The 21,841-nt window shown below is 72.0% G+C and carries 20 protein-coding genes and 5 pseudogenes; 8 read left to right on the top strand and 17 right to left on the bottom strand.

The features are described from left to right. Positions 1–65: 65 nt before the first annotated feature. Both B1L11_RS54280 and B1L11_RS54275 read right to left on the bottom strand, forming a co-directional pair. A complete protein-coding gene (locus B1L11_RS54280) occupies positions 66–689 on the bottom strand; it encodes a hypothetical protein (RefSeq protein WP_306291739.1) in 624 nt (207 codons plus the stop codon). Between the two features lie 211 nt (positions 690–900). Beyond that, positions 901–1,167, bottom strand: a pseudogene (locus B1L11_RS54275) (epoxide hydrolase N-terminal domain-containing protein); the annotation flags it as partial. 74 nt (positions 1,168–1,241) lie between these two features. On the opposite strand from B1L11_RS54275, the pseudogene B1L11_RS33625 reads away from it, so the two are divergent. Then, positions 1,242–2,217: pseudogene (locus B1L11_RS33625) on the top strand (helix-turn-helix transcriptional regulator). Here the strand turns inward: B1L11_RS33625 and B1L11_RS33620 are convergent. The 5 genes from B1L11_RS33620 to B1L11_RS48885 form a co-directional block, all read right to left on the bottom strand. Beyond that, a complete protein-coding gene (locus B1L11_RS33620; RefSeq protein WP_079319371.1) occupies positions 2,209–2,961 on the bottom strand; it encodes an SDR family NAD(P)-dependent oxidoreductase in 753 nt (250 codons plus the stop codon). The pseudogene B1L11_RS33625 and the gene B1L11_RS33620 sit on opposite strands and share 9 nt — an antisense overlap. Beyond that, on the bottom strand, positions 2,962–4,317 hold the full coding sequence (locus tag B1L11_RS33615; protein WP_079319385.1) for an MFS transporter: 1,356 nt from the start codon (positions 4,315–4,317) through the stop codon (positions 2,962–2,964). Between the two features lie 31 nt (positions 4,318–4,348). Beyond that, entirely contained in the window at positions 4,349–4,930 is a 582-nt protein-coding gene (locus tag B1L11_RS33610) for a TetR/AcrR family transcriptional regulator (RefSeq protein ID WP_079319370.1), read from the bottom strand. A gap of 37 nt (positions 4,931–4,967) precedes the next feature. After that, positions 4,968–5,513 carry an NAD(P)/FAD-dependent oxidoreductase gene (locus B1L11_RS48890; RefSeq protein WP_218671477.1) on the bottom strand — a complete coding sequence of 182 codons (546 nt, stop codon included), beginning with the start codon at positions 5,511–5,513 and terminating at the stop codon, positions 4,968–4,970. A gap of 109 nt (positions 5,514–5,622) precedes the next feature. Beyond that, entirely contained in the window at positions 5,623–6,138 is a 516-nt protein-coding gene (locus B1L11_RS48885) for an NAD(P)/FAD-dependent oxidoreductase (protein ID WP_218671476.1), read from the bottom strand. A 55-nt stretch (positions 6,139–6,193) separates the two neighbouring features. Between B1L11_RS48885 and B1L11_RS33600 the strand changes: the two genes are divergently transcribed. The 3 genes from B1L11_RS33600 (at position 6,194) to B1L11_RS33590 (ending at position 9,167) form a co-directional block, all read left to right on the top strand. Further along, positions 6,194–6,763, top strand: a complete 570-nt coding sequence (locus B1L11_RS33600) for a PadR family transcriptional regulator (protein WP_256863116.1) — start codon at positions 6,194–6,196, stop codon at positions 6,761–6,763. A gap of 186 nt (positions 6,764–6,949) precedes the next feature. After that, positions 6,950–8,104, top strand: coding sequence for a winged helix DNA-binding domain-containing protein (locus B1L11_RS33595; protein WP_079319369.1), 1,155 nt, complete (start codon positions 6,950–6,952; stop codon positions 8,102–8,104). A gap of 94 nt (positions 8,105–8,198) precedes the next feature. Then, entirely contained in the window at positions 8,199–9,167 is a 969-nt protein-coding gene (locus B1L11_RS33590) for an aldo/keto reductase (RefSeq protein ID WP_079319368.1), read from the top strand. A gap of 100 nt (positions 9,168–9,267) precedes the next feature. Here the strand turns inward: B1L11_RS33590 and thpR are convergent, their stop codons facing one another. Genes thpR through B1L11_RS33575 form a run of 3 tightly spaced genes read right to left on the bottom strand, consistent with a single transcriptional unit; the run spans position 9,268 to position 11,502 of the window. After that, on the bottom strand, positions 9,268–9,837 hold the full coding sequence (gene thpR, locus B1L11_RS33585; protein ID WP_079319367.1) for an RNA 2',3'-cyclic phosphodiesterase: 570 nt from the start codon (positions 9,835–9,837) through the stop codon (positions 9,268–9,270). Then, positions 9,800–11,053 carry an MFS transporter gene (locus B1L11_RS33580; protein WP_079319366.1) on the bottom strand — a complete coding sequence of 418 codons (1,254 nt, stop codon included), beginning with the start codon at positions 11,051–11,053 and terminating at the stop codon, positions 9,800–9,802. Before B1L11_RS33580 ends, thpR begins: the two co-directional genes overlap by 38 nt. A 5-nt stretch (positions 11,054–11,058) precedes the next feature. Next, on the bottom strand, positions 11,059–11,502 hold the full coding sequence (locus tag B1L11_RS33575; RefSeq protein WP_079319365.1) for a MarR family winged helix-turn-helix transcriptional regulator: 444 nt from the start codon (positions 11,500–11,502) through the stop codon (positions 11,059–11,061). Positions 11,503–11,707: 205 nt separating this feature from the next. Between B1L11_RS33575 and B1L11_RS55435 the strand changes: the two are divergent. After that, positions 11,708–12,392, top strand: a pseudogene (locus tag B1L11_RS55435) (alpha/beta fold hydrolase). Between the two features lie 63 nt (positions 12,393–12,455). Here B1L11_RS55435 and B1L11_RS33565 read toward each other — a convergent pair. From B1L11_RS33565 to B1L11_RS33555, 3 genes and pseudogenes are all read right to left on the bottom strand, one after another. Continuing rightward, entirely contained in the window at positions 12,456–12,881 is a 426-nt protein-coding gene (locus B1L11_RS33565) for a VOC family protein (protein WP_079319364.1), read from the bottom strand. Positions 12,882–12,897: 16 nt separating this feature from the next. Next, on the bottom strand, positions 12,898–13,374 hold the full coding sequence (locus B1L11_RS33560; protein WP_256863115.1) for a helix-turn-helix transcriptional regulator: 477 nt from the start codon (positions 13,372–13,374) through the stop codon (positions 12,898–12,900). A gap of 74 nt (positions 13,375–13,448) precedes the next feature. Continuing rightward, a pseudogene (locus B1L11_RS33555) lies at positions 13,449–14,953 on the bottom strand (NCS2 family permease). Positions 14,954–15,047: 94 nt separating this feature from the next. Between B1L11_RS33555 and B1L11_RS33550 the strand changes: the two are divergent. After that, positions 15,048–15,308, top strand: a complete 261-nt coding sequence (locus B1L11_RS33550; protein WP_204050657.1) for a DUF2530 domain-containing protein — start codon at positions 15,048–15,050, stop codon at positions 15,306–15,308. A 17-nt stretch (positions 15,309–15,325) separates the two neighbouring features. Here the strand turns inward: B1L11_RS33550 and B1L11_RS33545 are convergent, their stop codons facing one another. The 3 genes from B1L11_RS33545 to B1L11_RS52580 form a co-directional block, all read right to left on the bottom strand. Next, a complete protein-coding gene (locus tag B1L11_RS33545) occupies positions 15,326–18,271 on the bottom strand; it encodes a sacsin N-terminal ATP-binding-like domain-containing protein (protein WP_079319362.1) in 2,946 nt (981 codons plus the stop codon). A 2-nt stretch (positions 18,272–18,273) separates the two neighbouring features. Beyond that, on the bottom strand, positions 18,274–19,071 hold the full coding sequence (locus tag B1L11_RS33540) for a DUF3027 domain-containing protein (protein WP_079319361.1): 798 nt from the start codon (positions 19,069–19,071) through the stop codon (positions 18,274–18,276). A 502-nt stretch (positions 19,072–19,573) separates the two neighbouring features. After that, entirely contained in the window at positions 19,574–19,699 is a 126-nt protein-coding gene (locus B1L11_RS52580) for a hypothetical protein (RefSeq protein ID WP_256863114.1), read from the bottom strand. A gap of 149 nt (positions 19,700–19,848) precedes the next feature. On the opposite strand from B1L11_RS52580, the gene B1L11_RS52575 reads away from it, so the two are divergent. Further along, complete coding sequence (locus B1L11_RS52575) at positions 19,849–20,439, top strand: MFS transporter (protein WP_256863113.1); 591 nt, start codon at positions 19,849–19,851, stop codon at positions 20,437–20,439. A 76-nt stretch (positions 20,440–20,515) separates the two neighbouring features. Here B1L11_RS52575 and B1L11_RS33530 read toward each other — a convergent pair whose 3' ends face one another. Continuing rightward, complete coding sequence (locus B1L11_RS33530; RefSeq protein ID WP_079319360.1) at positions 20,516–20,914, bottom strand: cold-shock protein; 399 nt, start codon at positions 20,912–20,914, stop codon at positions 20,516–20,518. Between the two features lie 207 nt (positions 20,915–21,121). On the opposite strand from B1L11_RS33530, the pseudogene B1L11_RS33525 reads away from it, so the two are divergent. After that, positions 21,122–21,841, top strand: a pseudogene (locus tag B1L11_RS33525) (hypothetical protein); the annotation flags it as partial.

The raw sequence follows: 21,841 nt of genomic DNA, 5'->3' as shown, positions 1-21,841 counted from the left end.
CGCGCGGCGGGCGACATACCCCGGTCGTCCCGGAATCGGTCAGGGGCGGGTATGCGCCCGGCCTGTCACCGCAGGGCGGCGTAGAAGTCGCCCAGGTCGGCGGCGAGCACGTCCGGCCGCAGATGAGCGGCGTAGTGGCCGCCCGAGCCGTAGGACCGCCAGTGGACGATGTTCTTGTGGTCGCGCTCGGCGAAGGTGCGCATCGACACGAAGTCGCCCTCGAACATCGCCACGCCGAGCGGAACCGTGGTCGGCTCCTTGGGATGCTCGGCGTGCGCGTCCTCGTAGTAGAACCGCGTGGCCGAGGTGGCGGTGCCGGTCGCCCAGTAGAGCATCGTGTTGGTCAGGATGAAGTCGTCGTCGACGTCCTCACCGAACAACTGGGCGTTCCAGCCCAGCAGCCCGGCCGGCGAGTCGAAGATCCCGTACGACAGCGTCTGCGGCTGCTGAGAGTGGACCATGTTGAACGACATCTTGTTCTCGTAGAACCACTGCAGCACCTCCAGCCCCTTCCGCTCCTCGTCGGTGAGGTTCGCCATCTCCGCCGGGTCGCCGGAGGGGAAGGAGTAGATCTGCGTGACGTGGACGCCGACGACGTGCTCGGGGTCCACCCGGCCCACCTCGGGCGAGACGAACGAGCCGCCGTCGTTGCCCACCGCGCCGTACCGGTCGTAGCCGAGCCTGCGCATGAGCTCCGCCCATGCCCCGGGCCGTACGGAACCGGTTCCAGCCCCGCTCCCTCGTCGGGCCGGAGAAGCCGAAGCCGGGCAGCGACGGGATCACCAGGTGGAACGCCCGCTCCGGATCCTCGGGGTTCGTCAGCGGTTCGATGACCTTGAGGTACTCCACGATCGAGCCCGGCCAGCCGTGGGTGAGGATCAGCGGAAGGGCGCCCTCGTGCGGCGACCGCACGTGCAGGAAGTGGATGTCCTGTCCGTCGATCTCCGTGACGAACTGCGGATACCGGTTGATCTCGGCCTCGTGGGCGCGCCAGTCGTACCCGTCGCGCCAGTACTCGGCCAGCCGCTTCACGTACGCGACCGGCACGCCGTACTCCCATCCGGTTCCCGGGATCTCGTCGGGCCAGCGGGTCCGGCCGAGCCGGTCCTTCAGGTCGTCGAGGTCGGCCTGCGGGACGTCGATGCGGAAAGGCCTGATCAGGGACATGTTGTCGCTCATGACGCCGACATTACGGACCCTTCCGGACAGGTTCTGTCCTGAAGTGCCGCCAGACTGAGAACATGCTGGAAACCTCGGCGCGGCTGCTGCGCCTGCTGTCGTTGCTCCAGGCCAGACGCGACTGGCCCGGCGCGATCCTGGCCGATCGGCTCGGCGTGAGCGAGCGGACGGTACGCCGCGACGTCGACCGGCTGCGGGATCTCGGCTATCCGGTGGAGTCCACCCGCGGCACGGACGGCGGCTACCGGCTGGTCGCCGGGGCGGCGATGCCACCCCTGCTCCTCGACGACGAGGAGGCGGTGGCCGTGGCGATCGGGCTTCGGGCCGCCACCGGAGTGGCGGGCGTCGAGGAGGCGGCCGAGCGCGCCGCCGCCAAGCTCGAACAGGTGCTGCCGTCACGCCTGCGCCGCCGGGTCGGGGCCCTGCAGGCGTACACCGAGCCGGTGCCGCCCGACCGGCCGGGTCCGGCGGTCGACCCGGCCGTGCTGAGCGTGCTGGCGGCGGCCTGCCGCGACCGCGAACGGCTGCGGTTCGACTACCGCGGCCACGACGGCTCATCCGGCGTCCGGGTTGCCGAGCCGTACCGGCTCGTGTCGTGGGGCCGCCGATGGTATCTCGTGGCCTGGGACGTCGACCGCGACGACTGGCGCACGTTCCGGGTGGACCGGATCGCGCCGCGTACTCCCACCGGTCCGCGCTTCCCGCCCCGCGACCCGCCGGAGGGCGGAGCGGCGGGCGTACGTCGCCCGGGGGGTGTCCGCGGCGGCCTGGCGGCACCGCGCCCGGGTGCTCGTCCACGCTCCCGCCGAGGTGGTCGCCGCGCGGATCAACCCCGCCGTCGGCGTCGTGGAGGACGTCGACGGCCACACCTGCGTGCTCGCGACCGGCGCCGACACCCTGAACTCGCTCGCCGTCCACCTCGGCCTGCTCGACCTCGACTTCGAGGTCACCGATCCGCCCGAACTGGTGGACCACCTGCGCGCCCTCACCGCCCGCTACGCCCGCGCGACCGCCGCCGCGGCAGAGGAGTCAGGCTGAGGCGCCGCCGTCGAGCACGAGGTCGAGCCCCACCGCGAAGCCGGCGTCGTCCGAAGCGAGCCAGAGCACGGTGCCGGTGATCTCGTCGAGGCCGCCGACGCGGCCGATCGGCAGCGATTCCCGCACCCGGGCGGCCCGGTCGTCCTCGGTCTCGCCGGGGCGCAGGGACATCGTCGTGTCCAGCGCGCCCGGGCTGACCGCGTTGATCCTCACACCTGCCCTGATGTTCTCCAGCGCGGCCGTGCGGGTCAGGGCGCTCACGGCGGCCTTGGACGCGGCGTAGGCGCCCACCCCGGGCATCCGGATGTGCGCCCCGATGTTCGAGGCGATGTTCACGATCACGCCGGAGCCCTGGGCGCGCATCGCGGCGATCTCGTGCTTCAGGGCGAGGAAGACGCCCGTCGTGTTGACCTGGAGGACACGTGCCCAGTCCTCCTCGGGCATGTCCACGACGGTCCCTCCCGCGAAGATCCCGGCGTTGTTGACCGCGACGTCGAGGCGGCCGAACCGGGTGACGATCTCCCGGACGAGCCGGGCCACAGCCTCCGAGTCGGTCACGTCGACCGTGAGCGCGGCGGCTCGGCCTCCCTCGGCCTCGATCAGCGTGACGGTCTGCTCCAGCGGCCCACGCCCCCGACCGGCCGCCACCACGGTGGCGCCCTCCCTGGCGAACCCCCGGGCGACCGCCCGGCCGACGCCGGAACCCGCCCCGGTGACCAGCACGACCTTGTCCGTGAATCTCATCTATCGCTCCCTTGACTGGTTGAACGCGACGGCGACCATCGCCGCCGCGAGAAGGAAGACCGGTGCCATGGCGGTGAGGGCGAACCCGTAGCCCTCGGCCACGGCCTGTGCTCCGCCCGCGTCCACGGCGTCCGCGCGGGCCGCGGCGAGCGCCACGAGCACGGCCAGGCCGGCCGTCGGCCCCACCTCCATGGCGGTGTTGACCAGCCCGCCGGCCGCTCCGGAGTCCTCCGCGGACACGCCGTCGAAGGCCGCCACAGTTGCGGCGGAGAAGGCCATCCCCGAGGCGACCGGGAAGACCAGCAACCCGGCGAGCACGGTTCCCGTGGACGCGATCCGGCCGACCAGCAGCATCGCCACCGCCGCGAGCAGCAGTCCGGCGACCAGGACGCGGCGCACGCCGAGGCGGCGCAGCAGGCGACCGCTGATCGGGCCCATGACGACGACCAGGAGGAAGGGCAGGAAGGCCGCGCTCGTGGAGATCGGCGACAGGCCGCGCACCTGCTGCAGATAGAGGCTGAGCAGGAACGTGACGGTCGCGCTGGCCGCCGCCGTCAGGAACACGACGACCAACGCGACGCCCCGCCCGCGGTGCGCGAGGAGCCGGAGCGGCAGCAGCGGCCGTGCCGTCCTCGCCTGGACGACGACGAACCCGGCCGTCAGCAGCAGGCCCGCACCGGCGACGGCCGCCGAGCCCTCCACGAGGCCGTACGTGACCGCCACCAGCCCCGCGGTGGCGAGCAGCGCGCCGGGTACGTCGAGGCGGGCCGCCGTACGAGGCGCGGCCGGAAGCAGGAAGGCCCCGGCGGCCACGGCCGCGACGCCGACGGCGGCGGGCAGGAGGAACGACCAGCGCCACGAGGCCACGGCGGCGACGAGCCCGGACAGCAGGCTGCCCCCGACGGCCCCGGTGACCGACAGCGTGCCCCACACCGCCAGGGCGTCCTGGCGCTCCCGCTCGTCCGGATGGAGCCGCGTCACCAGGGCGACGGCCGCGGGGGCGGCCATCGCGGCGCCCGCTCCCTGGGCGAATCGGGCGGCGAGCAGGACGGCGCGGTCCGGGGCGAGCCCGCCCGCCGCCGAGGCCAGGGCGAGCAGGACCATCCCGGCCAGGAACATCTCCCGGGCGCCCAGGCGGTCGGCGAGCCTGCCCCCGAGGAGCAGCAGCCCGCCGAAGGTCAGCCCGTACGCCGAGGTGAGCAGGGCCAGGTCTCCCTGGCCGAGGCCGAACTCCCGCTGGATCGACGGCAGCGGCACGGTCATGAGGGTGATCGCCGCGACGAGGGCGACCTGGGTGCCCCCCAGCACGACGAGCGCCGCCCTCTTACTAGAACGAACGGTCAAGAATAAGGACATGAAAAAGCCCACTCCCGCCATGAGGTGGTGATCAGCGGAGGATCGCGAGGGCCTGGGCGGCGGCGTCGCGGAGGCGGGCGGGGTCGCCGTGGCCCTTCCCCATCACCCGCAGCCCCTGGAGGAAGACGAGCACGAACCGCGCCAGCGCCCGGGGGTCGGCCTCGGCGGAGATCTCCCCCTGGGCGCGGGCGCGGATGAGCGCCGTGGTCAGCGCCGTCTCCAGGCTCGTCCAGCTGGTCTCGACGAGCCGGGCGACCGGCTCGTCGTCCGGCAGGAGCTCGGTCGCGGCGTTCACGATCATGCAGCCTCGCCGGTCGCGGTCGCGGATCGACTCCTCGGTGTAGCGCTCGACCAGGGTCCGTACGGCCGGCAGGGCGGGGCCGGGCTGCGACAGCATCTCGATGGGGTTGGGGTCGCGGATCTGCACGTACCGCTCCAGCGCCTTCACGTAGAGGTCGTGCTTGCCGCCGAAGGTGGCGTACAGGCTGGCGCGGCCGATGCCGAGGTGCTCGACCAGGTCGGCCATCGACGTGGCCTCGTAGCCGCGCCGCCAGAACAGGTCCAGGGCCCGCTCCAGCACGGCGTCGGGGTCGAACTCCTTGATTCTCGCCATGACCTCGACCCTAGACCATTCGGAAACGATCGGTCAATTAAGCCGCGACGCGGTCGTCCCAGGTGATGCGGTAGTCGTGCATCCAGGCCAGCGCGTTCCGCTTCTCCACCTGCCGCATGATCACGGGAAGGATCAGGTCGCGAACGAAGGCCCCGCCGGCGCCCGGCGCCTTGCCGTCCCCGTTCCGCTTGCCCTGCGCCACGACGCGCTCGACCCGCTCACGCCGCAGCCGCTCGAAGGCGGCGAACGCGTCCGCGGTGTCCGGCACGTCACGCAGGCACTTCCCGAGCACGACGGCGTCCTCGATCGCCATCGACGCGCCCTGTCCCGAGGACGGCGAGGTGGCGTGGGCGGCGTCTCCGAGGATGACCATGCGGTCGGTGGACCACTTCGGCACCCTCGGGAAGTCGTAGGTGTTCCAGCCGGGCAGGATGTGCGGGGTCGCGGCGATGATCTCGCGCATCGGCCCCGCATCGCCCTCGAACAGGTCCATGAGCCTGGCCCGCCACTGCTCGGGACCGATCGCGGCGAGCTCCTCCGAGGTCATCTCCCTGCGGCTCGGCGGGTTGGCGAACCACCACACCGACCCCTCCGGGTGGATCAGATACCCGAAGAAGCACCGCCTGCCGAAGATGAAGTGGTAGACCCCCGGCCGCCCGGCACGCGCACGCCCTCGGCGAAGCCGCCCGTGTTCAGCAGCCCGACGTACCGGGCGCGGGGGGCGCCGGGTCGATGAGGGCGCGGGTGCGCGAGCGCAGCCCGTCGGCGCCGACCAGCAGGTCGCCCTCGGCCTCGCTGCCGTCCGCGAAGACCGCGCGCACCCCGTTCGAGGTGGCCGAGGCGTCGACGAGTCGCCTGCCGTAGTGGATGCGCACGCCCCGCCGTACGGCCTCGTCGCGCAGCGCCTGGTAGAGGTCGGCGCGCCTGAGCGTACGGCTCGGCTGCCTCGTGGTCGCCAGCAGCTTGCCGCGGGCGTTGAGCATCTCCATGACCGGCGAGTCCATGCCGAGGTCGCAGACGAGGTCGTGGAGGTCGAGCAGGCGCAGGGCCTCCAGCCCGTTGACCGCGAGCGTGAGGAAGGCGCCCACGCCGTCGGCGCCCCGGTCGTAGGCCTCGAAGACCTCACTGTCGATCCCGGCGCGCTGCAGCGCCATGGCCGTGACGGGACCCGCGATCCCGCCGCCGATGATCAGAGCTTTATTGGTCATGCCATGACTATACATATTATGACTATCGGCTGGCAAGGCCTCTATGATGGGCGCCATGTCGACACGGCGCTCTCCCCTGGCCACGGCCGTGCTCGCCCTGGTCTGCGAGTCGCCGATGCACGCGTACCGGATGCAGCAGCTGATCAAGGAGCGGCACCAGGACGACGTGGTCAACGTCGCGCAGCGCAACAGCGTCTACCAGACGATCGAGCGCCTGGTCCGCGACGGGCTGCTGGCGGTCCGCGAGACCACCCGCGAGGAGAACCGGCCGGAGCGGACCGTCTACGAGGCCACCGAGACCGGCCGGGAGACGCTCAAGCAGTGGATGCGCACCATGCTGTCCACCCCGGCCAGGGAGTTCCCCGAGTTCCCCGCCGCGCTCGCCTTCCTGCCCGTGCTGACGCCGGAGGAGGCGCTGGCGGCGCTGCGGCAGCGGATCGAGGCGCTGGAGGCACGGCTGTCCGCGATCGACACCGAGATGGCCGACAGCCTGAGCTTCGTGCCCCGCCTCTTCCTCGTGGAGTCGGAGTATCAGCGGGCCCAGGTCGCCACGGAGCTGGAGTTCGTGCGCGGCATCGCCGACGACCTGAGCGAGGGCCGCCTCACCTGGGACTTCCAGATCTGACGCGATCACCGCCCCGGCCGCTCGCCGCCGGACCACTCCCGCCGTCATCACGGCCCTCGCATCTAGGTCATGGACTGACCTACATGGCCCCTAGCGTCGACGGTGTCGGCCGCGGGTCGCGGCCGGCCGAAGCCGAACGAGGAGCGCGGCAAGGTCCGCTGACGCCGAGCCGGAGGAGCCACCACGATGAACGACCTGCCGCGTTTCACCGAATCCGACGTACGCGCCCGGCGCCTGAGCCGGCACGCGCTGACCGCTCCGTCGAAGACCGCCAGGCCCGCCGACATCGCGGCCGCGATGGCGAGCACCCACGCTCAGGTCATGTCGGCCGCCGAACTGGCCGTCGCGATGCGCATCGACGGCGCCACCCGCCTGGACGTACGTGAGGCGCTGTGGAGCGAGCGCAGCCTCGTCAAGACCTACGGGCTGCGCGGTACGGTGCACTTCATGGCGGCCCGGGATCTGCCGCTCTGGGTCGGCGCGCTGTCGGCTCTCCCGGCCGCGCCGAACACCCAGCCGCCCGATGTCCGGCTCACGACCGACCAGACCGAGGAGGTCGTGGCGGCCGTCGCCGCCGCGCTGGACGACGCCGAACTGACGATCGACGAGCTCACCGAGGCGGTCGTCGAACGTGCGGGCTCCTGGGCCGGCGATCTGGTGATGGAGGCGTTCCAGGGTAAGTGGCCGCGCTGGCGCCAGGCCATGGCCTTGGCGGGGATGCGCGGCGTGCTGTGCTTCGCCCCCAACAGGGGCCGTAAGGTCACCTACACCAATCCACAGCGGTGGCTGCCGGGTTTCGAACCCGCCGACGCGCGGACGGCGCTGCCCTGGCTGGTGACGAGCTACCTGTACGCGTACGGGCCGTCCACGCCCCGCCGGTTCGCGCACTGGCTGGGCGTGCCGGCGACATGGGCGAAGGACCTGTTCGGCTCGATGGGCGAGGCCCTGCAGGAGGTCGAGGTCGAAGGAGAAGCCGCCTGGATCGCCGCCGGAGATCTCGATGTGCCGGTGGACCCGCCTCAGGGTGTGCGGCTCCTCCCCTACTTCGACGGCTACGCCTACCGCGTCGGCAACCAGCCGCCCGCGTCGCTCTATCCGGGCCGCGCCGCCGAGCGTGTCCTGCCCGGCAACTACCAGATCCTCCTCGTGGACGGCGTCGTCGCGGGCCTGTGGCACCAGCACAGGTCCGGTCGCAAGATCAGCATCACCGTCGAACCGCTCGGCGCGCTCACCGCCGCGCAGCGCCGCGACCTCGACGACCAGGTCGACAGGGTCGGGCAGATCTCCGAGGGTACGCCGCGGCTCACCATCGGCCCCGTCCCGGTCGGCGGCCACGCCTGAGCCCGGTGAGGCGGTCCGGAGACTCTCCGGCTGCGCGAATCGCGCGGCGCCGGAACTCGCCTGGAGTCCACTCCAGGTACCTAGGGTGGAGGGCATGGAATACGGACACCTTGGCCGCACCGGCCTGCTGGTCAGCAAGCTCTGCCTGGGGACCATGAACTTCGGTCCGCAGACCACGGAAGAGGACTCCTTCGCGATCATGGATCGCGCCCACGAGCTCGGGATCAACTTCTTCGACACCGCCAACGTGTACGGCTGGGTGAAGGGCGAGGGGATCACCGAGAACATCATCGGCCGCTGGTTCGCCCAGGGCGGCGGCCGTCGTGAGCGTACGGTCATCGCCACCAAGCTGTACGGCTCGATGGGCGACTGGCCGAACGAGGAGAAGCTGTCCGCGCTGAACATCAGGCGGGCGGCGGAGGCCTCGCTGCGCCGGATGCAGACGGACTACATCGACGTCTACCAGGCCCACCACATCGACCGGGACACCCCGTTCGAGGAGTTCTGGGAGGCCATGGACATCCTCAAGCAGCAGGGCAAGATCCTGTACGTCGGCTCGTCGAACTTCGCCGGCTGGCACATCGCCAAGGCCCAGGAGTCGGCCCGCCGCCGGAACACCCTCGGCCTGGTCAGCGAGCAGTCCCACTACAACCTGATCGTCCGCGCGCCCGAGCTGGAAGTCATCCCGGCCTGCGAGGACTACGGGCTCGGGCTGATCCCGTGGAGCCCGCTGGCGGGCGGCCTCCTCGGCGGCATCCTCCGCAAGATCGACAAGGGCCGCTCGGCCGCCGACCACATCGTCGCCCAGCTCGACAAGCACCGCGACAAGATCGAGCGGTACGAGGCGTTCTGCGACGAGCTCGGCGAGGACCCGGCCAACGTGGGGCTGGCGTGGCTGCTGCACCAGCGGGCGGTCACCGCGCCGATCATCGGCCCCCGCACGGTCGAGCAGCTCGACGGCACGATCCGGGCTCTGGAGATCGAGCTGGACGACAAGGCGCTCGCCCGGCTCGACGAGATCTTCCCCGGCTTCAAGACCGCCCCGGAGGAGTACGCCTGGTGATCAGGCGTTGTTGAGGAGTGCGCCGACGATCACGATGAGCACGAGCAGCGCGAGCACCGTGGGCAACAGCCAGCGACGAGGACGATCCACGTCATGGAGCCTAGTCGCGGACTGCCAATGGGTAAGCCTCGACCTGCTCGTAGCGCACGCTCGCCCCGGTGTGGCTGCGTACGAGGTGCACCGACGACACCTCCCAGCGCCGCCCGCCGAAGGCGCTCAGGGCGCCGACCAGGGGGCGCAGGTCGTCGCCGTGGCGTGACCGGGTCCTGGAGCGGGCCAGGGTGAGGTGGGGATGGAACCGCTTGCGGTCCGTCTCCACCGCCCCGGCCCGCCGGGCGCCGGCCGCCACCGACCCGGCGAGCCTCGTCAGCGCCGGCCCGGCGTCCAGGCCGACCCAGAAGATGCGTCCCCGTGAGGCGGAGGGGAAGGCCCCGGCGCCGCCGAACGACACCGTCTCGGGGGAGTATCGTGCGGCCGCGCGGGCCAGCCGTACGCGCAGCTCGGGCAGGACCTCGTCGGGCACCTCGCCGAGGAAGGCCACGGTCACGTGCCACAGCGCCGGATCGACCCAGCGCAGCTCCGACCACTCGGCGCGTACGGGATCGACCGCCGTGGCGATCTCCGCCAGCGCCTCAGGCGGCGGCAGCAGCGCCACGAACAATCTGCTCACGTGCCGATTCTTCCCTGCGCGCCACGCGTGCCGCGACCATCCGGGTCACCAGCACCGCCAGGCAGACGCCGCACATGCTCAGCACGCCGGCGGCCACGACCGAGACCCGGGGACCGGCCAGTTCGGCGAGCCAGCCCACCAGCGGCGCCCCGATCGGCGCTCCGCCGGTGAAGACCAGCACGTAGATCCCCATGACCCGGCCGCGCATCTCGGGCGAGGCGCCGAGCTGCACCATCGTGTTCGCGGTCGTGTTGACCGTGATCATCGCCATGCCCGCGGGGACGAGCATCAGCAGGAACGCGGCGTACGCGGGCGCGAGCCCGGCGGCGACCTGGAACAGCCCGAAGCACAGCGCTCCGGCGATCAGGAACCTGCGGCTCGGCTTGACCCGGCGCGCGGCCAGCAGCGCCCCGCCGAACGCCCCGACGGCGAACGCGCTGGACGCCACGCCGAAGGAGGACGCGCCCGCGCCGAACGCCTGCTTGGCCATCAGCGCGATGCTGGTCGAGAAGCTCTGGGCGAAGATCGCCATGAACGCCACGAGCAGCAGCGGCAGCAGCAGGTCGGGCCGCTCGCCGACGTAGCGCAGCCCCTCCCGCAACTGGCCCTTGCCCCGCGGCACGGGCTCGGGCGAGCGCAGCTCGGACACCCGCATGAGCGCGAGCCCGGTGATCACGGCGGCGAACGACGCGGCGTTCAGCACGAAGATCGGGCCGGTGCCCATCCACGAGATCAGCAGACCGGCCACCGCCGGGCCGACGACCCGGGCGAGGTTGAAGGTCGAGCTGTTCAGCGCGATGGCGTTCGGCAGGTCCCGCCTGCCCACCATCTCGACCACGAACGACTGCCGCGTCGGCACCTCGACACAGGACACCAGGCCGAGCGTGAACGCCATGGCGTACACGTGCCAGACCTGGGCCGTCCCCGTGAGGACCAGCACGCCCATGGTGAGCGCCAGCAGCCCCATGAGCGTCTGGGCCACCATGAGGATCCGCCGCTTGGGGTAGCGGTCGGCGATCACCCCGCCGAACATCCCGAACAGCATCGTCGGCAGGAACTGCAGCGCCACGGTGACCCCGAGCGCCGAGCCGCGGCCGTGCGCGAGGTCGAGGACCAGCCAGTCCTGGGCGGTGCGCTGCATCCACGTGCCGACGTTGGAGATCACGCCACCGGAGGCGAACAGGCGGTAGTTGTAGTTCCGCAGCGAGCGGAACATGCCGCCTACATCGTGGACAGCTTCTCCAGGATCGGCGCCGCCGCTCGCAGCGTCGCCCTCTCCTCCGGCGTCAGGTCCTTGAGCCGCTGCGCCAGCCAGGCTTCCTTGGTTCGGCGCTCCTCCTTGAGCAGCGCCGCTCCCTGCGGCGTCACGCTCACCGTCACCTGACGACGGTCGGTCGGATGAGGTTGGCGCTCCAGCAGCCCTCGGGCCTCCAGCTTGGCGATCACGCGGGTCATCGAGGGCGGCTGCACCTTCTCGTGCTCCGCGAGCTCGCCGGGGGTCATCGCGGTGTGGCGCTCGACGGCGACGAGCGTCGCGAGCTGAGTGGGCGTCAGTGAGTGGTGCGCGGCCTGCTTGCGCATCCGTCGCGTCAGCCGGGCGAGGGACACGCGCAAGGCGGACGCGAGAGCGGCGTCGCTGCGCAAGTTCTGGGCGTTCGTTAGCATGACTCATTACCTTTGCTAACTATATGGCGCATGTCCGCATTCCTCCAAATCGTCCGGCTCTGCAGGCTGATCGCGACACACCGTACCGGCGCGTGGCCGATGACGATCGGGACGCCGGCACGGAGCGCGGAAAGCAGGAGAGGAAGCGTGGGCGACGGCGTACGACCACCTAAATTGGGATCATGTATTCGACAAAACGGGGGCGATGACCATGGCGACGTTCGTGCTCATCCCCGGGGCGGGCGGCGACGCCTCCTACTGGCACCGGCTCGTCCCGGAGTTGCGCGGCCGGGGTCACGAGGCCATACCCGTGGAACTGCCGGCCGCGGACGACTCCGCGGGGTTCGAGGAGTACGCCGACGCGGTGGTGAAGGCCGTCGGGGACACTCCCCGGCCGGTCCTGATCGCCCAGTCGATGGGCGGCTACACCGCGCCGCTGGTGTGCCTGCGGATGCCGGTCACCATGGTGGTGCTGCTGAACGCCATGACTCCGCGCCCGGGGGAGACGGCCGGAGAGTGGTGGGGCGCCACGGGGCAGGCGGAGGCGATGGCGAAGCAGGCCGCACGCGAGGGCGCCCGCGAGCGACGGCGTCGACCCGCTGATCCACTTCTTCCACGACGTGCCACCGGAGGTGACCCGGAAGATCCTGGCCGACGGGGAGACCGTCCAGTCCGGCACGCCGTTCACGCGCCCGTGGCCACTGGACAGGTGGCCGGACGTGCCGACGCGCTTCCTCCAGGGCCGCGACGACCGCCTGTTCCCGCTGGAGTTCCAGCGCCGGGTGGTCCGCGAACGGCTCGGCATCGAGGTGGACGAGATGCCCGGCGGTCACCTGGTCGCCCTCAGCCGTCCCGCCGAGCTCGCCGACAGGCTGGTGTCCTACCTCTGACCCCTCTGCGTACGGGAGCCCGGTCCCCACGGTGGGGACCGGGCCTCCCGTACGCACATCGCGTCAGGCGAAGTCCTCCGGCGTGAACTCCTTCGGCTCGACCAGGACGAGCCAGTTGCCCTGGTTGTCGCGGATGACCGCCTCCACCCCGTACGGGCGATCCGAGGGCTCCTGAAGGATCGTCACGCCCTTGGCCGTGAGCTCCTGGCAGGTCTTGCGGCAGTCGTCCACGCGCAGGCCCAGGCCGCCCGCCTGGCCCTTGTCGAGTTGCCTGCGGTAGAAGTCGGCGCCCTCGTCGTCGAGCGGCGGCCCCGGCTTCATGAGCGTGATCTCGAGTTCCGGTTGGTTCGGGTGGTTGATGGTGACCCAGCGGAACCCGTCCATCTGGACGTCGGTGTTGGGGACGAAGCCGAGGACGTCCACGTAGAAGTCGCGGGCCTCGTCCTGATCCTTGCAGTAGAGCGTGATCAGGGAAACGTTCTCAATCATGCGGAAGAAGCTACTTCTACCCCTCTGACCTGGGCTTCTCCAAAATTGCACAATCGTCGTCCCGCTTCGGCGCGCCGCCCAGGGCGAGCACTCCGTTCATGAACAGGTAGCAGCCGGGGACGCGGGGGCCGCCGCGCGCCGCCCACCGGTCGCGGTACTCGCTCGGGCTCTCCCCCACCATCCGGCGGAACTTGGCCGAGAACGAGCCCAGGCTGCTGAACCCGACGGCCATGCAGATCTCGGTCACGGTCAGGTTGGCGAACCGCAGCAGGTCCTGGGCGCGCTCCAGCCGTCGCCGGGTGAGGTAGCGCATCGGCGTCTCGCCGTACGCCGCCTCGAAGCAGCGGACGAAGTAGAACTTGGAGACCCCGGCGACGGCCGCGAGCCCGTCGAGATCGAGCTCGCTCTGGTAGTCGCGGTCCATGCGGTCCCTGGCCAGGCGCAGCCGCGGCAGCAACTCCACGGGCACCGTCCGCCGTCCCCTCAATGCCACATCACGACCCTAACCTGGAAAAACGAGGAGGCCGCCACGGCGTGTCGCCGCGGCGGCCTCCAAGAGAGCGCGGGTCAGCCCAGGCCGAGCAGGCTCTTGATGGGCTCCAGCGCGAAATACACGACGAACAGCGCGCCCACCAGCCACATCAGCGGGTGGAGGTCGCGCGCCCTGCCGCGGAACACCTTGATGGCGATGTAGCTCACGAAGCCCGCGCCGATCCCGGCGGTGATCGAGTACGTGAACGGCATGAGCACGATGGTCAGGAACGCGGGGATCGCGGTCTCGAAGTCGCTGAAGTCGATCTCCTTGACCTGGGTCATCATCAGGAAGCCGACGACCACGAGGGCCGGGGTCGCCGCCTCGAACGGCACGATCTCCGTCAGCGGGGCGAAGAACATGGCCAGCAGGAACAGCACGCCGGTGACGATGCTCGCCAGACCGGTACGCGCGCCCTCGCCGACGCCGGCCGCCGACTCGATGTAGGTGGTGTTGGACGAGACGCTGGCCGCGCCGCCGGCCGCCGCCGCGAGCGAGTCGACGAGCAGGATCTCCTTGGTGCGCTCGACGGTCCCGTCCTCCTGCACCAGGTTCGCCTGGCGGCCCACGCCGACGATCGTGCCCATGGTGTCGAAGAAGTCGGCGAGCATGAGGGTGAAGACGAACATCACGGCCGCCAGGCCGCCGATCTTGGCGAAACTGCCGAACAGGCTGAACTGGCCGAGCAGCGACAGGTCGGGCAGCTCGATGAAGTTCTTCGGCCACGCGGGCACGTTGAGCGACCACCCGTTGGGGTTGCTCCCGTCGGGGGTCTGCGCCCCGATCTTGCCGATCGCCTCGACGATCATGGCGAGCACGGTGGTGCCGACGATCCCGAGCAGGATGGCGCCCTTGACCCTGCGGGCGACGAGGAAGGCCGTCACGAGCAGGCCGACGACGAAGACGAGCGTGGGCCACCCGGTCAGCGAGCCGTTGCCCAGCGCGCCGAGCTTGACCGGGACCGTCGTGCCGCTCGCGTCCGGCATGCGCCGGACGAACCCGGCGTCCACGAACCCGATCAGCGCGATGAACAGGCCGATGCCGACGCTGATCGCGGTCTTGAGCTGTGCCGGGATCGCGTGGAACACCGCCACCCGGAAGCCCGTCACCACGAGGATCGCGATGACGATGCCCTCCAGCACCACCAGGCCCATCGCGTCCTCCCACGACATCTGGCTGGCGATGCCGAAGGCGAGGAAGGCGTTCAGTCCGAGGCCGGTGGCCAGGGCGAACGGCACCCGGCCGAAGACGCCCATGATGATCGTGAGGATGCCGGCGGCGAACGCGGTGGCGGCGGCGACCAGCGCGATGTTGGGGTTCTTCCCGTCGCCGAGGAACTGGCCCGTCTTGTCGGCGACGTGCCGATGATGAGCGGGTTGAGCACCACGATGTAGGCCATCGTGAAGAAGGTGGCGAAGCCGCCGCGGACCTCCTGTCCGACGGAGGATCCACGGGCTGAGATGGAGAAGTATCGATCGAGGAAATTAGGGGTGTTCATGGGGTTCGCATTCACGCGCGCAGAGTCGCAGGCCCTTACCATCCGCGGAAAGAGCCAGGGGAGCAGCGTTGTCCTTTCGTGACCGGTTTGTCATGAAGATACCGGCTCACTGCCGCGACCTTCTAAGCTGGCTGGCGTGAGCGAGCGCCGGCCGGACCCCATGCCTCTCAGGACGAGGGACACCCTCACGATCCTGGTCGGGACGGCCCTGTGGGTGATCGCCCTGGCCGTCGTGCTGCTGGTGGTCAGACCGGCCGACCCGCGGCCGGTCTGGGTCTGCGTCGCGGGGATCGGCCTCGGCCTGTTCGGGGTCCTGTACATCCGCCGCCGCGACGCCCGGCTGCGCGACTCCGTCCCCGCCGCCGACGTCGGCGAGTCAGAACCCCGCCGCCCCTGAATTCGAAGCGGCCGAGCTCAGAGTGACGCCGTGGGGTCGAGGTCGGCCTCGGCGAGCAGCAGGGGGACACGGGCGGGATCGCGCAGGAGCGCGGCCACGGCAAGGCGGTCGCCCCACTGGCCGGCCGCCCAGGCGAGGCCCCTGGCCAGGCCGTCGACGCCGGTCGCGTGCACCGCGCCCTCGAAGAACCGCCACGGCACCGGCCTGCCGTCCACCAGCAACTCGTCGTGCTCGACGTACGTCGCGGGGGCGCCGGGCAGCAGCGAGCGCACCTCGGGCGGCACGGGCCTTTCGGTCCCGGCCGAGGTGACCGCCCCGGTGACCACCTCACCGGCGAGCGGCAGGTCGAGCACCTCAGACAGCGCCTCGGCGAGGTCGAACGGCGCGAGCACGAGCGGCCTGTCCTCGACCAGGGCGAGCAGGTCGGGCGCCTCCACCACGACCGGGCCGTCCCCGACGTCCGCGACCGTGACCGTGCCCTTCAGCACGGCCCGTACGGCCTCGGGCGGGCTCACCCGGGCGGGATCGACGGCCGCCAGCGCGATCCACAGGGACCGCAGCTGGGCCCGGTCGACCTCGAGCGACGAGTCGGCCAGCAGGTCGAGCAGCTCCTCCGGACCGCCGTGCGAGTCGAGCAGGTCGGCGAGGGTGGACCGGACGCCGATCATTTTCAGCGCGTCCTCGTCGATCCCCGCAGGCGCCTCGCCGTACAGGCCGAACAGCAGCGGGTCGCCCGTCGGGAGCCGCAGCTCCGTCGGCCTGCGCCCGCCGAGCACCGGGTGCCGCGACAGCCACCAGGCCGTGTACGACGGCACCTCGACGGTCTCCCCCGCCGCGAGCACCCGCATGGGCCGAAGGGCGGCGCGCAGCGGGGGCCGCGACAGCAGCGCGAGCGCGTTCGGCCAGTCCGCGACGTACTCCAGGTCGCGTACGGCCGTGAACTCCCGGACCACCGGCGGCACGTCGAGGTCGGGCAGCAGGTCGAGCACGGCTTCCAGCCACTCGTCCTCGAGGTCGAGGTCGTGGTCGCACTCGGCGGGGTCGAGCAGCACGTCGGAGTCGTTGACCACGGCGAAGCCGTCGAGCACCCCGGCCGCGGCCAGCACGTGCGGGCCGAACTTCTCCACCAGGTCGGGGGCGGCGACGCCGAACGGCACCTCGGGGTCGATCAGACCGGCCAGCGAGCCCTCGGCCAGCAGCAGCTCACCCGCCGCGTAAAGCTCGCCGTCGGCGCCGCGCAGCGCCAGGTCGGCCAGCCACGGGGCCTCCCCCGCGGTCAGGCCCGCCGCGTCGACCAGGGCCAGCACGGCCTGGGCCACCGGCTCGGGGTCGGCGCTGTTCAGCGACTCCGACACGGCCGCGTGGGTGAGCGGGTCCTCCAGCACCGTACGCGGGGTCGCCTCGGCCGCGCCCAGCCGCAGCAGCAGCGGGTGGGCGGCGTCCGGGTGGACGATCCGCAGCCCGAGCGGCGCCAGCGAGGCAGGATCGAAGGTGCCTGACTCCTGCGACAGCACGAGCGTGCCGCGCGGGCCGCGCACGAGGCGGCCGTCGGCCAGCGGCACCGCGATCGCGCCGACCGCCTCCAGGTCGTCGGCGGGCAGCACCTCGTAGAGCGACCGCCACCACGCCGGGTCCTTGTCCTCCACCGCCTCGCCGGACAGCATGTCCACGACGTCGGCCAGGTCGACCCGGCGTACGCCGAGCGTGGTCAGGGCCGGGTGCCGGGAGGCCCAGCCCGCCGGCAGCAGCCCGGGGACGATGCCCGCGATCTTCGCCAGGAACTCGGCCGACCCCTCGACCGCCCGCGCCTGGTTGCCAGGAACGACGCCTTCGGAGATCGTCGGCAGCAGCGGCGTGTCCGGCAGCGCCCTGACGATCTCCCGCCTGATCGCCGCGTCGAGCGCACCCTTGCCCATCAGGCCGGGCACGAGGTCGAGCAGGTCCGGGGTCGCCGGGAGCTCCCCCAGCAGCCGTACGTACGCCTCGGCGGCCCTGGCGACCAGGAAGTCGGTGAGCGGCCCGGGGGCGACGTGCCGCCGGTCGGTGGTCATCGGGAACGACGCGATCAGCAGGGCGGGCAGGTCGAGCGGCTCGTCGCTCGGCGTCGGCGCGTGCACCACCCTGTGCACAACCCCGCGGACGTCGCCGCGGCGGTCGCCGGGGACGGCCCAGCGGACCTCCCAGTAGGGCCGGGCCCGCTCCTCGGTCGGCCGGTCGGCGAACAGCTCGGCCACCTGCTCGGGAGTGAAGGTGCCGGACTCGGCGACCACGTGCCAGCCCTCGGCCGAGATCGTGCGGGTCCGCCCGTCCACCTCGATCTCGACGGTCTCCAGCGCCGGCATCGACAGCGGCAGCGCGGGCCCCGCCTCCTCGAGCATCCGCCGTACGGCCTGCTCGGCGGACTGGTCGCGCAGCGGGAGCCGGACGAGCGTGTCGAATCCCTCGGGGACCTCGAGCGAGTCGTCGGAGAACGGCAGCCGCAGCAGCGGGACGTGTCCCTCGCGGCCCTCCAGCTCGGCGGCGAGCTCCGGCCGGGCGGCGACCAGCGCGGCGGTCTCCTCCCGGGACCAGCGCACTCCTCCAGTCGCTCGTGGAGCGATCGAGGGCGCGTCGGTGACCGAAACCACGGCGGCGAAGCCGACGCCGAACCGGCCGGCCGCACCCGCCTCGTCCTTCTTGCCCGAAACGCGGAGGGTGGACAGACCCTCGACGCCGGTCTGGTCGAGCGGCGCGCCGACGTTGGCGGCCAGCAGCACGCCGTCGGCGAGCGTCAGCCGCAGGCGTCCCGGTACGCCGGCCCGCAGTGCGGCGTCGGCGGCGTTCTGGGCGAGCTCCACGACCAGCCGGTCGCGGTAGCCGCCGAGGGCGAAGTCCTCCTCGGCGTTGGCGTCCTCGCGGAAGCGGGCAGGCGAGGCCGTCCAGGCCGCGAGAACGGTGTCACGCAGGCGCGCGGTGTCAAACATGATCAGGCGTGACCCAGGGGTTCGGAGCCGGCCTCGTCCACGGAGCCCGACTCGATGATGTCGTATCCCATGTCGTCCAGGATCGGGGGCGCCGGGTCCATGACCATCGAGGGCACGGTGGTCGCCTCGGAGTGCGCCCCGCAACCGTGGTCGGCGGACACCACGCGGCCGTCGTCCGGCGCGTACTCGTTGGTGCAGACGCCGAAGCCGAGGCCCAGCGCTCCGGCGAGCGGCCAGTAGAAGCCGCAGGTGGAGCACTGCGCCGGGGCGGCGTGCGCGATCGGGGTGTGCGGTCCTGCCTCGCCGGCCCGCCAGCGCCGCGCGGCGAGGTCGCGGCCGAGCGCCGACAGGACGCGGGCGCGTCCCAGGCCCAGCTCGAAGATCGCCTGCTTGTCGATGTCCTCCTCGGCGGAGGCGAACCCGGGCACGAGCCGGTCGTCGTCGGCCTCGGCAGGCAGCAGGTCGCCCACGCCGAGATCACCCGGGCGCAGCCGCTCGTTCCACGGCACCCAGGCAGGAGCGAGCAGCGCGCCCGAGCCGGGCAGCAGCACGGTCTCGCTCACGGTGACGATACGGGCGCGGGAAGCGCGGGTGACGGTGACCGCCCAGCGCCAGCCGCGGTAGGCGCGGTCGAGGCACTCGAAGTAATGGGTGACGACCCGGTCGCCCTCGTTGTCGAAGCCCAGGTGCTCTCCCACCTCCCCGGGGCGCGCGATCTCCTCCGCGGCCCGGCGGGCGAGGTCGACCGCCGCCGCACAGGCCTGGTCGACTGGAGTGCTACGGATTCGGGTACGACTCACACTCCATTTTCACCCACGCCGCGAGCGGACCGCACCGGCTCGATGGGCAAATCGTGGAAGGACCCTCGGTGCCTATGGTGAAGATTTGGGCGAAAGTTACGCGTGTTGTGAGAGCACCGGCGCGGGCGACGCGCCGGCTCACGCACGCCCAGGGAGCGGGGCGCACCGGCCTCGGCCGCCTCATCGAGTTGACGGCGGCGCATTCGGCCGGGGACGCGCTGGTCACCGTGGCCCTCGCCGGGGCGCTGCTGTTCGGGCTCCCCGTCGGCCAGGCCCGCGGCCAGGTCGCGGCCTACCTGCTGATCACCATGCTGCCGTTCGCGGTGGTGGCGCCCTTCGTCGGGCCGGTGCTCGACCGGCTCCGCTCGGGCCGCCGCTACATCATGGCCGGCACCCTGCTCGCGCGGGGCCTGCTGTGCTGGGGGATGGCCGGCGCCGTCCACACCTCCGACGCCGTCACGCTGTTCCCTTCGGCGCTCGCCGTGCTGGTCCTGTCGAAGGCCTACAACGTGTCCCGGGCGGCGATCATGCCGAGCGTGCTGCCCGCCGACATCCCGCTGGTGACGGCCAACGCCAGGGTCGCGTTGTTCGCGCTGGTGTCGGCGGGCGTCGGCGCCGGCGTGGCCACCGGCCTGTCGGCCGCCGCCGGAGCCGACTGGGTGCTGCGCTGCGCCGTGCCGCTGTTCCTGCTGTCCGGGGTGTTCGCCGTACGGCTGCCGCGGCACGTGGACGCGCCCGACCTGGAGGACGCCGAGCCGCGCCCCCCGATGGCGCACCGTGCTCAACCTGGGCCCGGTGGTGGGCGAGGCGATGGGCGCCAACGCCGCGATCCGGGTCCAGTCGGGCTTCCTCGTGTTCTTCCTGCTGTTCCTCGTGCAGGACGGCCACCTGCGCGGCGTGGACCCGAAGGTCGCGCTGGCGCTGCTGGCCGCCGCCGCGGGCGCGGGCGGCCTGGCCGGGGCCGCCGCCGGCTCCTGGTCCCGCTCCCGATCGCCGCACCTGACCGTCATGGCCACGCTCGCGCTGGCCACGGTCGCCACCGTCGCCGCCGCGTTCTTCTTCACCGTCTGGACCGCCGCCGCCGTGGCCCTCGTGGGCGCGTTCGCCCAGGGCCTCGGCAAGCTCGCGTTCGACGCCATCGTGCAGCGCGAGATCGGCGAGGAGGTGCGCTCCTCGGCGTTCGGGGTCGCTGAGACGCTGCTCCAGATCGCCTGGGTGCTCGGCGGCCTGCTGGGCCTGGTGATGTCGCTGTTCGTGGCCGGTCCGGCCGGGCTCGGCGTGATGTCCGCCGCCCTCGCGCTCTCTTTCGGCCGCCTCGTCATGCTCCGCCGCCGCAGGCTCGCCGCCCGCGCCGCCGCGGTCACCTGAACTTCCGAGGCCCGCCTCACCACACGGCACCCGCGCCCGCCCGGGCCTGTCCGAGCGGGCGGGCGGGGACGCGCGATCAGGCGTCGAGGTCGTCGGCCACGGCGCGCAGCACGGTCGCGATCTTCTTGGCGTGCGCGGCGTCCGGGTGCTTGCCCCGCTGGTAGGAGTTCGAGATGTCGTCGAGCAGCTTGATCAGATCCTCGACGATCACGACCATCTCGTCGGGCTTCTTGCGCTTCGCCTTGCCCTTGACGGCCTTGGCCAGCGTCGGGGGCTGGTCGATCACCCGCACCGAGAGCGCCTGCTGACCGCGGCGGCTCTCGGCGACACCGAACTCGACCTTCTGCCCTGGCTTGAGCGCCTCGACCCCCTTGGGCAGGGCGGAGGAATGCACGAAGACCTCACCGCCGTCGTCGCGGGTGAGGAAGCCGAAACCCTTGTCGGCGTCGTACCACTTGACCTTGCCACTCGGCACAGGGGTGACCTCGTTCAGACTGTCGTGAAGGTGATGGATGTAGGTTATGCCCACAGACAGGCCCCGTGGACCCACCCGGAGGCGATTGAAGCGTCCCATGACCAGATTCGTGTGGATCTTCCGCCGCGGCGCCGCGCGAACGCGCGAAACCCCTGCCGTACGGGCGCTCCGGCGGCCGGATAACCTCTCCGCCCTACCATGGAGAGAATGACGGGCACGGACTTCAGCGAGTGGCTTCGCGGCCGTTCCGACGAGCGACTGCGGGCGCTCGTGGCGGCGCGGCCCGAACTCGTGACGCCCGTCCCCGCGCACATCGACGGTCTGGCCGCCCGGGCCTGCAGCCCCTCGGCCATCGGCCGGGCGCTCGACCGGCTCGACCGGTTCTCGCTCGCCGTGCTGGAGACGCTGGCCCTGCGGCCCGGCCCCGCCGATCGTGAGACGTTGCGGTCCCTGCTCCGCCGCGCCGTTCCCGCTGATCGGGGCGGCCGGGCGGTCGGGCCCGCCCTCGACGCCGCGCTCGACCTGCTGACCACGCGCGCCCTGGTCTACGGGACCGAGGACGCGCTGCTGCCCGCGCCGGGCGTGGCCGAGGCGCTCGAACCCCCGGCCGCCCTGGGGCCGCCGGCCGCCGAGGTGTTCCGCCACCATCCGCCGGAACGGCTCGACGTGCTCCTGCGCGACATCGACCCGGCGTACGAGGGCGGCGGCCGGACGGACGGTGAACGGCCGGACGGCGGACGGCCGGCCAGGGAGCGGCTCGCGGCGCTGCTGGCCGACACCGCGACGGTCGCCCGACTCGTCGGCGAGGTGTCCCCGCAGGCGAGGGCGGCCCTCGACGAACTCGTGTGGGGCCCGGCCAGCGGACGGCTGCCGAACGCGCGCCGGGAGGTGGACGCCGCGAACGCCCCAGTCGCCCCATCGAGCAAC

The organism is Microbispora sp. GKU 823 (assembly GCF_002027145.1).
Taxonomy (GTDB): domain Bacteria; phylum Actinomycetota; class Actinomycetes; order Streptosporangiales; family Streptosporangiaceae; genus Microbispora; species Microbispora siamensis.
The sequence above is the reverse complement of the archived record's forward strand: the minus strand, read 5'-3'. Positions and strand labels throughout refer to the sequence as shown.

Bases quoted from the DNA above. Each gene is read 5' to 3' on its own strand.
- B1L11_RS54280 (WP_306291739.1), bottom strand. From the start codon at position 689: ATGCGCAGGCTCGGCTACGACCGGTACGGCGCGGTGGGCAACGACGGC.
- B1L11_RS33620 (WP_079319371.1), bottom strand. From the start codon at position 2,961: ATGAGATTCACGGACAAGGTCGTGCTGGTCACCGGGGCGGGTTCCGGC.
- B1L11_RS33615 (WP_079319385.1), bottom strand. From the start codon at position 4,317: ATGTCCTTATTCTTGACCGTTCGTTCTAGTAAGAGGGCGGCGCTCGTC.
- B1L11_RS33610 (WP_079319370.1), bottom strand. From the start codon at position 4,930: ATGGCGAGAATCAAGGAGTTCGACCCCGACGCCGTGCTGGAGCGGGCC.
- B1L11_RS48885 (WP_218671476.1), bottom strand. From the start codon at position 6,138: ATGACCAATAAAGCTCTGATCATCGGCGGCGGGATCGCGGGTCCCGTC.
- B1L11_RS33600 (WP_256863116.1), top strand. From the start codon at position 6,194: ATGTCGACACGGCGCTCTCCCCTGGCCACGGCCGTGCTCGCCCTGGTC.
- B1L11_RS33595 (WP_079319369.1), top strand. From the start codon at position 6,950: ATGAACGACCTGCCGCGTTTCACCGAATCCGACGTACGCGCCCGGCGC.
- B1L11_RS33590 (WP_079319368.1), top strand. From the start codon at position 8,199: ATGGAATACGGACACCTTGGCCGCACCGGCCTGCTGGTCAGCAAGCTC.
- B1L11_RS33580 (WP_079319366.1), bottom strand. From the start codon at position 11,053: ATGTTCCGCTCGCTGCGGAACTACAACTACCGCCTGTTCGCCTCCGGT.
- B1L11_RS33575 (WP_079319365.1), bottom strand. From the start codon at position 11,502: ATGCTAACGAACGCCCAGAACTTGCGCAGCGACGCCGCTCTCGCGTCC.
- B1L11_RS33565 (WP_079319364.1), bottom strand. From the start codon at position 12,881: ATGATTGAGAACGTTTCCCTGATCACGCTCTACTGCAAGGATCAGGAC.
- B1L11_RS33545 (WP_079319362.1), bottom strand. From the start codon at position 18,271: ATGTTTGACACCGCGCGCCTGCGTGACACCGTTCTCGCGGCCTGGACG.